The sequence below is a fragment of the Azospirillum himalayense genome, assembly GCF_042657465.1.
GTDB lineage: Bacteria > Pseudomonadota > Alphaproteobacteria > Azospirillales > Azospirillaceae > Azospirillum > Azospirillum himalayense.
Map to the genome: position 1 here is coordinate 19,577 of NZ_JBHSLC010000010.1, position 14,907 is coordinate 34,483.

Consider the following 14,907-nt stretch of genomic DNA (forward strand, 5'->3'; position numbering starts at 1 on the left):
CCGATGAACGCCTTCACCTATCCCGCCAGCGTGGACACCGACAGTGTGGGCACCGCCAGCGTGTCCGAACGCCCGCTGCTGGACGTGTCCGGCGTGACGCTCCAGTACAAGACGCGCCGCCATCTGGTGACCGCGACCTACCGGGTCGATTTCCAGGTGTTCCAGGCGGAACGCTACGTCCTGCTGGGGCCGTCCGGTTGCGGCAAGTCTTCGCTGTTGAAGGCGGTGGGCGGCTTCCTGGCGCCGGTTGAGGGCGCCATTCGCCTGAACGGTCGCACAGTGACCGGGCCGGGGCCGGACCGCATGATGGTGTTCCAGGAGTTCGACCAGCTTCCGCCCTGGAAGACGGTCAAGCAGAACGTCATGTTCCCGCTGCTCGCCAGCGGCAAGGCGTCGCGCCGGGAGGCCGAGGAGAAGGCGCTGGACTGCATCGCGCGGGTGAACCTGTCCAAGTTCGCCGACGTGCATCCGCACATGCTGTCGGGCGGGATGAAGCAGCGCGTCGCCATAGCCCGCGCCATGGCGATGGAGCCGGACATCCTGCTGATGGACGAGCCCTTCGCGGCGCTGGACGCGCTGACCCGCCGCAAGATGCAGGAGGAGCTGCTCCAGCTCTGGGACGATCTGCGCTTCACCGTGCTGTTCGTCACCCACTCCATCGAGGAGGCGCTGGTCGTCGGTTCGCGCATCCTGGTGCTGTCGCCGCACCCCGGGCAGGTGAAGGCGGAGCTGAACTGCGACGGCTACGACCATTTTGCGGTGGGCAGCCCGGCGTTCCAGGACACCGCCCAGCGCATCCACACCATGCTGTTCGCCGACGAGGTGGAAACGGTGAAGGGGCTGCGCTCATGACCGGCCTGTCCCTGGCTTCGCAAGGCCGCCGCGTGCCCCCCGTCCGTCCGGAGTATGAACGGACGGTCGCCACCACCGGCCCCATCGGCGACGTGGCCCGCCCATTGTCCCCGTGGGAGCGGGTCGGCAACGTCACCGCGCTCCGCCGCTTCGCCGTTCTGGCCGCGGTGGCGCTGCTCTGGCAGATCGCCGCGACGTGGCAGAACAACCCGCTGATGTTCCCGACCTTCACCGCCACCGTCACCGCGCTGTGGGAGGCGATCTGGCGGGAGAACCTGTTGTCGATGGCCTGGGTGTCGCTGTCGGTCCTGCTGAAGGGCTACGCCATCGCCGTGGTGCTGGCCGTGCTGCTGACCAGCTTCGCGGTGTCCACGCGCATCGGCAACGACGTGCTGTCCACCCTGACCTCGATGTTCAACCCGCTGCCGGCCATCGCGCTGCTGCCCATCGCCATGCTGTGGTTCGGGCTGGGCGCGGTCAGCCTGACCTTCGTTCTGGTCCACGCCGTGCTGTGGCCGCTGGCGCTGAACACCCACGCCGGCTTCACCTCGGTGTCGGAGACGCTGCGCATGGCCGGGCGGAATTACGGACTGAGCGGCATCCGCTACGTCGTCACGATGCTGATTCCAGCGGCCTTTCCGGCGATCCTGACCGGGCTGAAGGTCGGCTGGGCCTTCGCCTGGCGGACGCTGATCGCGGCGGAGCTGGTGTTCGGCGTCTCGTCGGGCAAGGGCGGGCTGGGCTGGTTCATCTTCCAGAACCGCAACGAGCTGTACATCGACAAGGTGTTCGCCGGGCTCGTCACCGTGATCCTGATCGGCCTCGTCGTCGAGAACGTCGTCTTCCGCTGGATCGAGACCCACACCGTCCGCAAGTGGGGCATGGTCCGCTAGCAACCAAAACCCCTCTCCCGCCCCGGGAGAGGGAGGGGCCTGCCGCTCCGCGGCGGGAGGGTGAGGGTGCCGGCGCGGATCAGTGGTTCGATCCTTGCGCGACCCTCACCCGCCCGCTTCGCGGGCACCCTCTCCCGGGGCGGGAGAGGGGATTCTTCAGCAAGGAAATCCATCCGTGCCTTTCGACAGCAACCTGACCACCGAGCGCCCGACCTTCGTCACGCATCTGGAATGCGCCTACACCGGCGAGCGGTACGAGGCCGACACCGTCCACAACCTGTCCAAGGCCGGCAAGCCGCTGCTGGTCCGCTACGATCTGGAGGGGGTGCGCGGCGCGCTGACCAAGGACGCGCTGGCCGAACGCCCGCAGGATCTGTGGCGCTATCGTGAACTGCTGCCGGTGCGCCATGTGGAGGACATCGTCAGCCTGGGCGAGGCGGTGACCCCGCTGGTCGCGCTGCCCAAGCTCGCCGCCAAGCTGGGAGCGGCGGAACTGCTGGTGAAGGACGAGGGGCGTCTGCCCACCGGTTCCTTCAAGGCGCGCGGGCTGGTCATGGCGGTGTCCATGGCGAAGGCCTTCGGCATCGCGCACATGGCCATGCCGACCAACGGCAACGCCGGCGCAGCGCTGGCCGCCTACGCGACGCGGGCGGGCATCAAGACGACGATCTTCTGCCCGGAGGACACGCCGGAGGTCAACGTCTCCGAGATCGAACTCCAGGGCGCCACCGTCTACCGGGTCAACGGGCTGATCGACGACTGCGGCAAGATCGTGGGGGAGGGCAAGGCCAAGGCCGGCTGGTTCGACGTCTCCACACTGAAGGAGCCCTACCGGATCGAGGGCAAGAAGACCATGGGGCTTGAGCTGGCCGAGCAGCTCGGCTGGGAGGTGCCGGACGTCATCTTCTACCCGACCGGCGGCGGCACCGGCCTGATCGGCATGTGGAAGGCCTTCGCGGAGCTGGAGGCCATCGGCTTCATCGGGTCCAAGCGCCCGCGCATGGTCGCCGTTCAGGCCGCCGGCTGCGCCCCGATGGTCCGTGCGTACGAGGCCGGCGAGGAGCACGCGCCGCGGTGGCAGGACGCTCACACCATCGCGTCCGGCATCCGCGTGCCGCAGGCGGTGGGCGATTTCCTGATCCTGCGCGCGGTGCGGGAGAGCGGCGGCTTCGCCGTCGCCGTGCCCGACGAGGCCATCCAGGCGGCCCTGGACGAGGCGGCGCGGGAGGAGGGATTCCTGCTCTGCCCGGAGGGCGCCGCCACCTACGCCGCCTACAAGCAGGCGCTGGCCGATGGGCGGGTGGGCCGCGACGAGCGCGCCGTGCTGTTCAACTGCGCGACCGGGCTGAAATACCCGCTGCCGCCCGTTCACCGGACGCTCGACCGCCACCAGCCCATCGACTATTCGGTGTTCTGAGGATGAGTGGTCCTTACGCGGCGGACCGTCTGGTGGCTCTTCTCGACGCCATCCTGCAACGATCCGGCAGCAGCCCGGAGGAGGCGGCCATCGTCGCCGCCAACCTCGTGGACTCCGACGCCACCGGTCACGCCAGCCACGGCGTGTGCCAGATCGCCGTCTACGCGAAGAGCCTGGAGCTGGGCCACCTGCAACCCAACCGGCACGCCCGCGTCGTCCGCGACGAGGTGCCGTTCCTGGTGGTCGAAGGCGATGTCGGCTATGGGCAGGTGATCGCGCGGGAGGCGACGGACCTCGCCATCAAGCGGGCCAAGGCCGGCGGGGCCTGTGTGCTCGCCCTGCGCAACGCTCACCACATCGGGCGCGTCGGCGCCTATGGCGAGCAGTGCATCGCGGCCGGCGTGATCGGCGTCTTCTTCGTCAACGTGGTCAGCCGCCCGCTGGCCGCACCCCATGGCGGCGGGCGGCCGCGGCTGGGCACCAACCCGATCTGCATCGCCGTTCCCGCCACACCGGGCCATCCGCCCTTCCTGCTGGATTTCGCGACCAGCGCGGTGGCGGCCAACAAGTGCCGCGTCGCCGCCGCGTCCGGCAAGGAGGTCGCCGATGGCCTGCTGATCGACGAGCGGGGCGCGCCGACGCGCGACCCCGGCGTGATGTTCCGCGACCCGACCGGCGCCATCCTGCCCTTTGGCGGGCATAAGGGTTACGGGCTGGCGCTGGCCTGCGAGATCCTCGCCGGGGCCTTGGCCGGCGGACTTCCGGCCCTGCCGGAGAATCTGCGTCCAGGCCGGGTGGTGAACAACGCGCTGGCCTTCCTGATCGACCCGGCGCGGGTGGCCGAGGCGGGGGCCAACGCGGGGAACGGCGGCTGGCAGGCGTTGACCGACGCGGTGCTGGACCACATCCAGGACACCCCGCCGGTGCCGGGCGGTGACGGCGTGCTGGTGCCCGGCGGGCCGGAGCGGCGGAGCCGGGCGCTGGCCGCGGAGCACGGCATCACGCTCGACCCCGATACCGTGCGCGCCTTGCACGACATCGGGAGCGCGCTCGGCCTCGACGTTCCGGCTTTCCTGGAGACCTGACCGGATGGGGTCAGGGCAGGATGCGGTTGCGCAGAACCCCGTCCTCCAGGAACAGGCGGGCGGTCTCGGCGGCGTTGCGGCGCATCTCGATCGCCGCTTCGTCGGAATGGAAGGCGTTGTGCGGCGTGATCACGAGACGGCCTTCCAGCCAGGACTCCCGCCGGCGCCACGCGTCCAACAGCGGGTGAGGGGCGGGCGGTTCGGTCGGCAGCACGTCCGTCCCCACCGCGGCGACCTGGCCGCTGCGCAGCGCCGCCTCCAGCGGGTCGAGGCCGGCGAACATCTCACCGCGCGCCGTGTTGACCAGCAGGGCGCCGGGCTTCAGCTTCGCCAGGAAGTCCGCGTCGATCAGGCCGCGGGTCTCCGGCGTCAGCGGACAATGGAAGGTCACGATGTCGGATTCGGCCAGCAACTCGTCCAGCCGGCGGACGCGGCGGTAGCCGACCGCCTTCTCGTGCCCGGCGGGCTGCTGCGGATCGTAGCCGAGGATGCGGTAGCCGAAGGGCTTCAGCCGGTTCACCACCGCCGTGCCGATCCGCCCCACGCCGACGACGCCGACCGTCGCCGCGCTCGACCGCCGCAGCGGGGACAGGGTGTTGGCCTGCCACGTCGTGCTGTAGCCGCGGGCGCGGGCGTCATGCTCCCACAGGCGGCGCTGTAGGGAGAGCAGCAGGGAGACGGCATGGTCGGCCACCTCCTCCGTCCCGTAATCCGGGTTGTTGCAGAAAGGAATGCCCGCGGCCTCCAGCGCCGCCACGTCGACCTTGTCGTAGCCGACCCCGAACCGCACGACGATGTGGCAGCGCGGCAGTTTGGCCACCGTCGCCGGGCCGATGCGGGTGCTCCACACCAGCAGCGCGTCGAGCCGGGCCAGACGCTCCGGGTCCAGATCCTCCTCCCGGCGGGTGTCGAGGAAATCCACCTCGGCACAGCCGTCAAGAACCGCCGCCTCCAGGTCCGGCGGGGGGATCATGTGGTCGGTGATTCCGACGACGAAGGGTGCACGCTTGCCCATGGTCATTCTGCGGTCCGGGTCCTGATGGTCGAGGGGAATCAACAAATTCTACAAGTTGTTTTTGGCGCACAGCATATGAAAGCACATGCGATGCGGCAAATGCCAACTTGTTAAATAGGAATTCATGGTGCTCTAATGATGTCAATTCGGGGGCGCCCCGCGGGGTGCTGGACACAGGGAGAGGAACGACGAGCATGCCGTCCCATGACACCGCGCACAGCATCGCCATCGTCGGCGCCGGCTTCACCGGCAGTATCCTGGCGGCCCACCTTCTGCGCAAGGCGGAGGAGCCGACGCGCATCCATCTGATCGAACGCGCCGGCACGCTCGGCACCGGGCTGGCCTATTCCACCGGCAGCGCGGCGCATCTGCTGAACGTGCGCGCCTACAACATGAGTGCCTATCCCGACGACCCGCGCCATTTCCTGCGCTGGCTGTGGGCGAAGGACCTCGGTGGCGACGTGCCGCCCAGCGGCCACGCCTTCGTGTCGCGCCGCCTCTATGGCGAGTACATCCAGGACGTCCTGCGCGAGGCGCTGGCGGAGGCCCCCGCCCATGTGACGCTCGACACGGTGCGGGCGGAGGCCGTCGATGCGGCGGTGGAGGGCGGCGTCCGATTGAGCCTCGCCGACGGGACGAGCCTTGCGGTGGGTCGGGCGGTGCTCTGCGTCGGGCATTTTCCGCCGTCGCCGCCGCGCATCGCGGCGCCGGAGGTCTTCGCGTCGGAGCGCTTCGTCGGCGATCCCTGGAACCGCGAGGCCGTCGCCGCCATCGACCCGGACGCGCCGGTGCTGATCCTGGGCACCGGGCTGACGATGGTCGACGTGGTGCTGTCCCTGGAGAACCAGGGCCACCGCGGGCCGATCCTGGCGCTGTCGCGCCGCGGGCTGCTGCCCACCACCCATCTGGAGACGCGTCCCTTCAAGAGCTTCGTCCATCCCCAGACGATGCCCGGCACGGTGCTGGACGTGCTGATCGCCCTGAAGGCCGACGTCCGCCGCGCGCGGGAGGAAGGACTGGACTGGCGCGCCGCCTTCGATTCGCTGCGGCCCTTCCATCCGCTGATCTGGAAGCATCTGCCGATGGAGGAGCGGCAACGCTTCCTGCGCCACGCCCGGCCCTATTGGGAAGTCCACCGCCACCGCATGGCGCCGGAGGTGGCCGCCCGCGTCGAGGCCCTGCGCGCGAGCGGACAGCTGACCGTCCGTGCCGGCCGCCTCCAGTCGCTGGCACCGACCTCCGACGGGGTGGAGGCGACGGTCCGCGCGCGGGGTGCCGAAGACGCGCTATGGACGCGGACCGTGGGCGCCATCGTCAACGCGACCGGCACCGAATGCGACTTCGGGCGCATCCGCCATCCGCTGATGCGCGCCTTGCTCCAGCAGGGTCTGGCCCGTCCCGATCCGCTGCGCCTCGGCCTCGACGTCACGGAGGAGGGAGCGTTGATCGGGGAGGGCGGAGCGGTGTCCGATCGCCTCTTCGCGCTCGGCCCGGTCAGCCGGGCACCGTTCTGGGAGATGACCGCGGTGCCCGAACTGCGCAGCCAATGCGCGGACGCCGCGCTGGCTCTCCTGCGCCGGAGCGCGAGGGAATGCCTCTCCGCATAAATACAATACTAGTAAGTCAATATAGAACCATAAAACATATTCCAATGATAGATTAAATGGGTCTATCATGAAGTCCAGTGTTGATTCCGACCCGGCAGCCGGAGGCGTTTCCGGTGGGCCGGCATCGCTCCCGGTTCGCGCGGCCGCTGGCCGTCGCTTCGGTTGTGAGGGAGGACGTCATGCCGGACCCGATTTTGCGGCCCGCGGTGGAACGCCCGGACCCGCAGGTGATCGCGATGAACGAGGCGGCGGCCCGTCTCGGTGCCGCCCCCGCCGATCCCTTGAGCCTCCCGCTCGCCGAAGCCCGCGCGGCGGCGGAGCGTTACCACGCCTTTCTGAACGGCCCCACGCCGCTTCGCACGGACGTGACGGAGGTGATCGTGACCGGCTGTTGCGGATGCTCGCCCGGCACAGCGGCGCGGTGGTCTGCGCGGTGCGCTACAGCCTGGCGCCGGAGCGCCGCTTTCCGCATCAGCATGAGGAGGCTCTGGCCGCCCTGCGCTGGGTTGCCGCCGGAGGGCGCGCATGGCATCGACCCGGACCGGATCGCGGTGGGCGGCGACTCCGCCGGGTCCAATCTTGCCCTCGGTCTCGCCTTCTGCAGGCCGCCCTTGCGGTGCGACGCCACCTGACCGCCTGACCTTCCGAATGCCCCGCCTAATGCCCCGTCTGTCCGGCGTCGGATCGGTTGCCATGTGGGAGGCATTCATCAGCAAGGGTGCGCGCAGCGCGCGGCCACATGAAGCGGAGCCCGGCGGCGGCGAGGCCACAGCCGGGCATTATTGCGGCCCTGGTGGTTGTCAGCGGGCGTTCATCCACCAATGTGAACGGCAGCCGGGCGGATCCATGACCGCCCGCTTCCCACCCGGCATGCCCGCCGTTCGACACTCCATCAAGGAGGCGGCCCGAAGAGGCCGAAATTATATGCGTCGTCACCGCCGCGCGAAGATCGTTGCCACGGTCGGTCCCGCCAGCAACACCCCCGAGATGCTGAAGCGGCTGTTCCTGGCCGGCGTCGATACCTTCCGCCTGAATTTCAGCCATGGGACGCACGAGGATCACGCTAAGGTCCACGCCGCCATCCGCGCCCTTGAGGCCGAGATGGGCCGTCCCATCGGCATCCTTCAGGACCTGCAGGGCCCGAAGATCCGCGTCGGCACCATCCGTGACGGCAAGATCACCGTCGCCGCCGGTGAATCAATCCGCTTCGTCCTGTCCGGCGCCGACGGCGACAAGACCGCGATCCCGCTGCCCCATCCGGAAATCTTCGCCGCGGTGATGCCGGGCCACAATCTGCTGATCGACGACGGGCGCGTGCGCGTCGCCGTGACCGGGCTGGGCGACGATTACATCGACGCCAAGGTGGTGATCGGTGGAACCATCTCCAACCGCAAGGGCGTCAATCTGCCCGACACGGTGCTGGAACTGTCGCCGCTGACCGCCAAGGACCGCGTCGACCTCGCCTTCGGGCTGGAACTGGGCGTCGACTGGGTGGCGATGTCCTTCGTGCAGAAGCCGGCGGACCTGCTGGAGGCCCGCGGGCTGATCGGCGACCGCGCCGGGCTGATGTCGAAGATCGAGAAACCGGCGGCGCTCGACCGCATCGACGACATCATCCGCCTGTCGGATTCGGTCATGGTCGCCCGCGGCGACCTGGGCGTCGAGATCCCGCATGAGGAGGTGCCGGGCCGCCAGAAGGAGCTGGTGCGCGCCTGCCGCCTCGCCGTGAAGCCGGTGATCGTGGCGACGCAGATGCTCGATTCCATGGTCAACGCGCCGACCCCGACGCGGGCCGAGGCGTCCGACGTGGCGACCGCCATTTATGACGGCGCCGACGCGGTGATGCTGTCGGCGGAATCGGCCAGCGGCGCCTTCCCGGTGGAGGCCGTGGAGATGATGGACCGCATCATCCGCAGCACCGAGCAGCACAAGCTCTACCGCTCGATCATCGACGCCTCCGACCCCGGCGAGGAGCAGACGGCGCCGCACGCGGTGGCCGCCGCCGCCGCCGATCTGGCCGAGGTGATCCACGCATCGACCATCGTCGCCTACACCTCCAGCGGCACCACGGCGGCGCGCATCGCCCGCCGGCGTCCGGCGGTGCCGATCCTGGCGATCACGCCGCACGCCGCGGTGTCGCGCCGCCTGTCCCTGCTGTGGGGGGCGCACAGCGTCCTGTCCGCCGACATCCACACCTACGAGGAGATGGTCGAGCGGGCGCTGGGCTTCGCCAAGGAGGAGGGCTTTGCCAAGCCCAACGACCAGATGGTCGTGGTGGCCGGCATTCCCTTCGCGCAGGCCGGGACCACCAACAACCTGCGCGTGGTGCAGGTCGAGGGGTAAGGCGCCGGCAACGGTGCCCCCTCCCTAACCCTCCCCCGCTTCGCAGGGGAGGGGACAAATCTCCCTCTCCCGCGAAAGCGGGGGGAGGGCCGGGGTGGGGGCAAACCTTACGGCTTCTTGTACGTCTCGCTGTCCATATGGGCGAGCTGCGCCGCCGGGTAGCGCTCGCCCGCTGCGGCGCCGGGCGGCAGGGCTTCGGCCAGCTGCGCCAGATCCTCCGCCGACAGGGTGAGGTCCGGGGCGCCCAGCGCCTCGGACAGACGGTCACGGCGGCGGGCGCCGACCAGCGGGACGATGTCGCGGCCCTGAGCCGCCACCCAGGCGATGGCGACCTGGGCGACCGAACCGCCGATGCGCTGGGCGATGTCCCGCAAACGCTCCACCAGCGCCAAGTTCCGGTCCAGGTTTTCGCCCTGGAAGCGCGGGCTGCGGCTGCGGAAATCCTGTCCCGTGCGGTCCTTGCTCCAATGGCCGCTGATCAGGCCGCGCGACAGCACGCCGTAGGCGGTGACGCCGATGCCAAGCTCCCGGCAGGTGGGCAGGATGGCCTCCTCAATGCCGCGGGAGATCAGGGAGTATTCGATCTGCAGGTCGCTGATCGGGTGCACCGCGGCGGCGCGGCGGATGGTCTCCGGACCGACCTCCGACAGGCCGATGTGGCGGATGTAGCCGGCCTTGACCATGTCGGCCATGGCGCCGACCGTGTCCTCGATGGGAACACTCGGGTCGAGCCGCGCCGGGCGGTAGATGTCGATGTGGTCCACCCCCAGCCGGCGCAGCGAGTAGGTCAGGAAGTTCTTCACCGCCGCCGGGCGGGAGTCGTAGCCGTTCCAGCCCATCTGCGGGTCGCGCAGGGCGCCGAACTTGACGCTGATGAGCAGCCCGTCGCGGTCGCGCCCGCGCAGGGCGTCGCGGATGAGCAGTTCATTGTGCCCCATGCCGTAGAAGTCGCCGGTGTCGAGCAGGGTGATCCCGGCGTCGAGCGCCGCGTGGATGGTGGCGATGCTCTCCTCCTGGTCGGCGGGGCCGTAAAAGTCCGACATGCCCATGCAGCCGAGACCGATGACCGAGCTGACGGGGCCGGCAGCCCCGAGCGTGCGCTGTTCCATGGTCCTGATCCTCTCCGTCCGTCGCGGCGCCATTGCAGCGCCGCCTTGCCCTGGATGATGACCCGCCTCCATTGATCCGATAAGATGGACAATGCCGAATAGGCTGTTCACTGCATCGAACAATCGGAGCCAGGGAATGGACGACACCGACCTGCGCGACCTGCAAGCCTTCGCCGCCGTCGCCCGCCACCGCAGCTTCCGCCGCGCGGCGCTGGAGCAGCGCGTGTCCGTCTCCAGCCTCAGCCAGCGGATGCGGGAGCTGGAAGAGCACCTCGGCGTCCGCCTGCTGAACCGCACCACCCGCAGCGTCGCTCCGACCGAAGCCGGGGAGCAGCTTCTCCGCCGGCTGGAACCGGCCCTGGGCGAGGTGGCCGGCGCCCTGTCCGACCTGCGGGAGCGCCAGGGGCGGCCGGCGGGGCGGCTGCGCATCAACGCGCCGGCCCCGGCGGTCGATCTCGTGCTGGCCCCGATGGTCACGCCTTTCCTGACCCGCTTTCCGGATGTGGAACTGGAAATCACCGTCGACATCGCCCTGATCGACATCGTGGCGCAGGGCTACGACGCGGGCGTGCGCTACGAGGAACATCTGGCGCAGGACATGATCGCGGTGCCGCTCGGCCCGCCGCAGCGCTTCGTGCTGTGCGCGGCGCCGCCCGTGCTGAACCGTTTCGGGGTGCCGGAGCGGCCCGAGGACCTGCTGGGCAAGCCGAGCGTCTCAACCGTCTATGCCAGCGGCGCCCACCCGCCCTGGGAGTTCGAGAAGGACGGCCGCATCGTGCGCATCCAGCCCGGCGGACCCTTCCACGCCGGCCACACCGGCATCCAGTTGCGGGCGGCGCTGGACGGGTTGGGGTTTCTGATGACCTTCGACGAGTATGTGCGGGAACACATCGCCGCCGGTCGCCTCGTCGCCGTTCTGGAGGACTGGAGCCAGAGCTTCCCCGGCCCTTTCCTCTACTACCCCTCGCGGCGCCAGCCCCCGGCGTCGCTGCGCGCCTTCCTCGACTTCCTCAAGGACTGGCGCCGTCAGGCCGCCGCGCCGTGAGGCGTCAGATGGTGCACGTGAGGCGTCAGACGGTGCAGAGGAAGCGGCGCTCCCCGCCCTCCAGAACCAGCGCGGTCAGCCGGTTGGAAGCATAGGCCCCGGTGTCGATGCCGATGCGGTTGGAGCGGATGTCCGGCTGCTCGACGATGGTGTGGCCGTGCACGACGAGCTTGCCATGGTCGAGGTGGGAGGTCAGGAATTCCCGCCGGATCCACAGCAGATCCTCGTCCCGCTGGCGGTGCAACGGCAGGCCGGGGCGGATGCCGGCATGGACGAACAGATAATCGCCGATGGCGACGCTGGAGCGCAGCCCGGCCAGGAAGGCCCGGTGATGGGGCGGCAGGGCCGCGGCGAAGCGCTGGCGGGCTTCGTCCACATGCTCCGGCGGCGCGTCCTCGGCGGGGGCCGGCACGCCGTAGCTGGCCAGCGTCGCCCGCCCGCCATACTCCAGCCAGTCCGGCCCGGCCTCCGGCTTCTCGATGAAGTCCATCATCGCGGCCTCGTGGTTGCCGCGCAGGTGGATGGCGCCGAAGCCGGGCAGGGGCTCCCGGCACAGCCGTTCGATGACCATCGCGGAATCCGGACCGCGGTCCACATAGTCGCCGAGAAAAACCAGATATTTGACAAGGTCGGCGCCGCTCACCGCGTCGCGGTCGATCTGCGCCAGCAACTGGTCCAGCAGATCCAGGCGGCCGTGGATGTCGCCCACCGCGTAGACGCGCACGCCCCGCGGCACATGGCTCGCGGTGGGTTCCGGGTCCGACCACAGTTTGCGCGCAAAGCCGAACACGCTCCGCTCTCCTCCGTCCTCGATGAGTGGATCCTGCCTTCACAGGATGGGGATGACGGTGCGCGCACTCAAGTCGGACACCCGCTTGCCCGGACCGCCTTTACCGAATTCATCCTCATGGGGCGAGTCGGACGGCAAAGAGTGGGTGCGGTCAAGCGGCCTGAATGGTTAATCCAAGTGGTGCGGTCAGGAACCAGGCATGGCGCGGTCCAGCGTCTCCAGCAGGCCGCCCAGTCGGAACTCCACGGTCCGCCGGTCGAGCCGCGGCCAGTGATAGACCTGCGTCGCGCCGCCGGCCTGCTTTTGGAACTCCAGCCGCAGCGGGCGGTCCGAGCGGATCAGCGGCATCAGGCGCTCCATCGGGCCGCAGGTCAGGCCGATGCGCCGCGGCTCCTTGATGGCGGCGAAGCGCCTCAGCATCTCCGTTCCGGCGTCCTCGTCAGCGATAGCGCCCTCGGCCACCTGAATCAGGAAGCGCGTGAATTCGGGTGGCGCCCCTTCTTGCGCCGTGTCCGGCTGGCCTGCTTCGTCGAGTGCATCGGCGAGGTCGGAGAGCTGCCGCGGTGTGTAGAAACGCTGCGGCGGAGCGCCGTCCACCGTCAACGTGATGGAGCGGGCGAGCGCGATGGGCTCGTCGAACACGATGTAGAGGGAGGTGCAGGCCGCGTCGCGCACCGCGCTGATGCTCAGCTCGCCGAGACCGCCGCGGTTGTCGGGGAAGGGCTGGACGGCTGACACGGTGCAGCGCCGCCCGGCGCCTTCTCCGGCGCAGACGGCATCGGAGACAGTGTTGGAGGCCGGGGCCTCCACGGCCAGGGCGGACGTGGCCGTTCCCAGCGCGGCCATCAACAGGAACAGCCCGATCCGGCGCGTCATCGGCAAATGAATCCTCCTCCGGCGCATGATCTGAACGGGGGACGCTACCAGGGCCGGGCTTTCGTCCTGGTTAATGGTCCGGTTCGATGGGGTGGCGCAAACGCCCGGCAATCCCACCTTGGTGCGGCGTTTTCGCCGGTCCGGACTCTGCTAGGATGTGGGAAAAGAAGGACAAGGGGGAGGGGCGCCATGGACGAGAGCCCGATCCGCGTGCGCCGGTTTCGCGAGATCCTGCTGTGGCCGGTGCAGTTGATGCCGCTGAAGGCGCGCGCGCAGATCCAGAACCATTGGGAGTGGCTGGGCGGGCCGGGCTGCCCCTGGCAGGAGGTGGCGGACGAGTTCACCCAGGACCCCGGCGAATTCAGCGAGCGCCATTACAGCGAGTTCGTGTCCTTCCTGCCCTATGTGCAGCGCTTCCTTTATGGCGAGGGGGAATCGCGCGACCACCGGCCCGGCTATGGCGGCTCTCCGATCCGCGTCTTCCGGCGGCGCGACGTGGCGGCGCTGGCGGTCACCCTGCGGCGGGGGCAGGCGCCGCTGCGCTTCGCCATCGCCCATGTCGATCTGCATTTCTTCCACGACGTCGATGTGGCGATCCTCGTCGTCGAGCTGTTCGGCGAGGACCTGCCGCTGGACCGTGTGCAGGACACGCTGTTCCGGTTGGGCCGCACCTATCCGCCCGCCTGGGAGCCGGACGGCGCCGCCGCGCAATGTCCGCACCGCGTCGAATGGATCGGCGCTGACGGCGCCGTTCTCGCAGTCTCCGACTATGAGCGGAAGGCCGATTACCTGTCCTTCGTGTGCCGCCACCGGGCGCCGCGCATCGCCGCCCACTGGTCGTTCCTTCTGCGCCCCCTGGTCCACCACCATTCGGAGGAGACCGGGCTGCTGCGCTACCGCCAGCTCGAATATCAGCGGATGCCGGCCATGGCCTATCTGTCGCTGGACGAGCCGGAACGGCTGGAACGGGCGGACTGGGTGCGGCTGGGCTTCGCCACGTCGCCCGGGTTGGGACCTCGCGAGGTGATGCCCTTCGCCCCCGCTTTCCTGGAGGGGTTCGAGCAGCGCTACTGCTACGACCGCTACTGGGACCCGCGGGCGCCCGGCGCCTGGACGCGCAGCCGCATCCTGTGCTGCGGCCATTCGCTGGTCATGGTGGGGCCGGAGGGCGACGCTTTCTTCACCGATGCGGAAACCGGGCTGCTCGGACAGTTCCGGCACCAGTATTTCCTGCTGGGGCTGGTCGTGCATTTCCACCGGGCGGCGCTGGTGATGCTGTCCGACCGGCTGGTGCTGGCGGTCAGCCAGCTCGACATCGGCACCGTGGAGTCGGTGAAGCGGTTCAAGCGCGACATCCGGCAGGTGTTCGAGATCTTCCTGCGCTTCACCCACCGCTACTGGTTTCATGAGCTGTCGATCCAGGGGCCGCTGCGCGACCTGTTCCGCCTGTGGGCCGGGCATCTCGGCACCGACCGCCTCTACGCCGAGGTGCGGGACGAGGTTCAGGACATGTCCGATTACCTCGACAGCGACGGGCTGCGGCGGCAGGCCAACACGGTGCTGCGGCTGACCGTGGTCACGGTGGTCAGCACCATCGGCACGCTGGTCACCGGCTTCCTCGGCATGAATCTGCTCGCCATGGCCGACGACCCGCTGCCGACGCGGGTTCTGTTCTTCCTGTTCGTCCTGCTGGCGACGGTCGGCCTGATCGCCTTCAGCGTGATGCGCTCCAAGCGTCTGGCCGACTTCCTGGAAGCGCTGTCGGACGAACGGCTGCCGGGGCGGAGCAAGCTGGCGCTGCTGGCCAAGGTGTGGGAGCGCCCGAGTCGCCGCGCCGGACCGCCCTTGTGAACCGTTGGAAACGGGATTTGCAGG

Annotated in this window: 13 protein-coding genes; 9 read left to right on the forward strand and 4 right to left on the reverse strand. The window is 69.4% G+C overall.

Features of this window, described 5'->3' with window-relative positions; genetic code table 11:
* Positions 1-3 precede the first annotated feature (3 nt).
* From ACFPMG_RS07350 to ACFPMG_RS07365, 4 genes are all read left to right on the forward strand, one after another.
* Complete coding sequence (locus tag ACFPMG_RS07350) at positions 4-852, forward strand: ABC transporter ATP-binding protein (RefSeq protein WP_376994535.1); 849 nt, start codon at positions 4-6, stop codon at positions 850-852.
* The gene (locus ACFPMG_RS07355; protein ID WP_376994536.1) at positions 849-1,745 is read left to right on the forward strand and encodes an ABC transporter permease; all 897 of its coding nucleotides are present in this window, start codon (positions 849-851) and stop codon (positions 1,743-1,745) included. The genes ACFPMG_RS07350 and ACFPMG_RS07355 overlap by 4 nt, the downstream gene beginning before the upstream one ends.
* 175 nt (positions 1,746-1,920) lie before the next feature.
* The gene (locus ACFPMG_RS07360; RefSeq protein ID WP_376994537.1) at positions 1,921-3,162 is read left to right on the forward strand and encodes a threonine synthase; all 1,242 of its coding nucleotides are present in this window, start codon (positions 1,921-1,923) and stop codon (positions 3,160-3,162) included.
* 2 nt (positions 3,163-3,164) lie between these two features.
* Complete coding sequence (locus tag ACFPMG_RS07365; protein WP_376994538.1) at positions 3,165-4,247, forward strand: malate/lactate/ureidoglycolate dehydrogenase; 1,083 nt, start codon at positions 3,165-3,167, stop codon at positions 4,245-4,247.
* Between the two features lie 10 nt (positions 4,248-4,257).
* On the opposite strand, the gene ACFPMG_RS07370 is transcribed toward ACFPMG_RS07365, so the two are convergent.
* Positions 4,258-5,268 (reverse strand): C-terminal binding protein, encoded by a 1,011-nt coding sequence (locus ACFPMG_RS07370; RefSeq protein WP_376994539.1) that lies wholly within the window; start codon positions 5,266-5,268, stop codon positions 4,258-4,260.
* Positions 5,269-5,456: 188 nt separating this feature from the next.
* Here ACFPMG_RS07370 and ACFPMG_RS07375 point away from each other — a divergent pair, with 188 nt between their 5' ends.
* The 3 genes from ACFPMG_RS07375 to pyk all read left to right on the forward strand — a co-directional run bounded on the left by ACFPMG_RS07375 (position 5,457) and on the right by pyk (position 9,212).
* Positions 5,457-6,869 carry an FAD/NAD(P)-binding protein gene (locus tag ACFPMG_RS07375; RefSeq protein WP_376994540.1) on the forward strand — a complete coding sequence of 471 codons (1,413 nt, stop codon included), beginning with the start codon at positions 5,457-5,459 and terminating at the stop codon, positions 6,867-6,869.
* A gap of 397 nt (positions 6,870-7,266) precedes the next feature.
* Positions 7,267-7,509, forward strand: a complete 243-nt coding sequence (locus tag ACFPMG_RS07380; RefSeq protein WP_376994541.1) for an alpha/beta hydrolase fold domain-containing protein — start codon at positions 7,267-7,269, stop codon at positions 7,507-7,509.
* A gap of 284 nt (positions 7,510-7,793) precedes the next feature.
* Positions 7,794-9,212 (forward strand): pyruvate kinase, encoded by a 1,419-nt coding sequence (pyk, locus tag ACFPMG_RS07385; protein WP_174438207.1) that lies wholly within the window; start codon positions 7,794-7,796, stop codon positions 9,210-9,212.
* Positions 9,213-9,319: 107 nt separating this feature from the next.
* On the opposite strand, the gene ACFPMG_RS07390 is transcribed toward pyk, so the two are convergent.
* Positions 9,320-10,321, reverse strand: coding sequence for an aldo/keto reductase (locus ACFPMG_RS07390; RefSeq protein WP_376994542.1), 1,002 nt, complete (start codon positions 10,319-10,321; stop codon positions 9,320-9,322).
* Between the two features lie 136 nt (positions 10,322-10,457).
* Here ACFPMG_RS07390 and ACFPMG_RS07395 point away from each other — a divergent pair, with 136 nt between their 5' ends.
* Positions 10,458-11,366 (forward strand): LysR family transcriptional regulator, encoded by a 909-nt coding sequence (locus ACFPMG_RS07395; protein WP_376994543.1) that lies wholly within the window; start codon positions 10,458-10,460, stop codon positions 11,364-11,366.
* A 25-nt stretch (positions 11,367-11,391) separates the two neighbouring features.
* Here the strand turns inward: ACFPMG_RS07395 and ACFPMG_RS07400 are convergent, their stop codons facing one another.
* On the reverse strand, positions 11,392-12,156 hold the full coding sequence (locus ACFPMG_RS07400) for a metallophosphoesterase family protein (RefSeq protein WP_376994544.1): 765 nt from the start codon (positions 12,154-12,156) through the stop codon (positions 11,392-11,394).
* A 186-nt stretch (positions 12,157-12,342) separates the two neighbouring features.
* A complete protein-coding gene (locus ACFPMG_RS07405; protein WP_376994545.1) occupies positions 12,343-13,032 on the reverse strand; it encodes a hypothetical protein in 690 nt (229 codons plus the stop codon).
* Positions 13,033-13,221: 189 nt separating this feature from the next.
* Here ACFPMG_RS07405 and ACFPMG_RS07410 point away from each other — a divergent pair, with 189 nt between their 5' ends.
* Positions 13,222-14,883, forward strand: a complete 1,662-nt coding sequence (locus ACFPMG_RS07410) for a CorA family divalent cation transporter (protein WP_376994546.1) — start codon at positions 13,222-13,224, stop codon at positions 14,881-14,883.
* Positions 14,884-14,907 lie beyond the last annotated feature (24 nt).